The organism is Agromyces binzhouensis, assembly GCF_004135055.1.
GTDB lineage: Bacteria > Actinomycetota > Actinomycetes > Actinomycetales > Microbacteriaceae > Agromyces > Agromyces binzhouensis.
Genome location: NZ_SDPL01000792.1, coordinates 1 through 627 on the forward strand (window position 1 = coordinate 1; position 627 = coordinate 627).

Here is a 627-nt window from a genome sequence, read left to right on the forward strand (position 1 = left end):
CTCGGCCGCGGCGAGCCCGACGTCGGGGTCGACGCCGAGGCGACCGGCGACCTCGGCCGGGTCCTCGCAGGCGGGGTCGAAGTCGCGGGGGGTCGCCATGGATCCATGGTGTGCACGCCCGCCGACGGCATGCAACGGCCGAACGACCCCCGATGCGCGGCGGCGCGCGGCGGCGACCGACGGCGTAGGCTCGCGGCATGGAAGACGAGTCCATCGCCGTGCTCGTGACCGGAGCGGAACGCCGGCTGCTCGAGCCCGAGACCCGACGGGACCCCGCGGCCCTCGAGGACCTGCTCCACGAGTCGTTCCGCGAGATCGGGCGCAGCGGGCGCCTGTGGACGCGCGACGAGCTGATCGACGTCATGACCGGGCCCGACGCGGTCGACGTGCAGTCGGCAGTCGTGACCGGAGAGCACGTCGAGCTCGTCGGACCGGATCTCGCCCTCCTGACCTACACGCTCGACGCCGACGGCATGCGGAGCCGCCGCAGCTCGCTCTGGCGGCTCACGGGCGGGCGGCCGAGGATGCTGTTCCACCAGGGGACGCCGCTCGGCCCGCACGTCGGCTGACCGCGCAGCGCCCGCCGCACCGGCGTCAGCGTGCCGGCGTCAGCGTGCCGGCGTCAGC

At 75.3% G+C, this 627-nt stretch carries 1 protein-coding gene; it reads left to right on the plus strand.

Annotation, left to right across the window (positions count from 1 at the left end; all coding sequences use genetic code 11):
* The first annotated feature begins 197 nt into the window (after positions 1-197).
* Entirely contained in the window at positions 198-569 is a 372-nt protein-coding gene (locus ESO86_RS18260) for a nuclear transport factor 2 family protein (protein WP_129236076.1), read from the plus strand.
* The last annotated feature ends 58 nt before the right edge of the window (positions 570-627 follow it).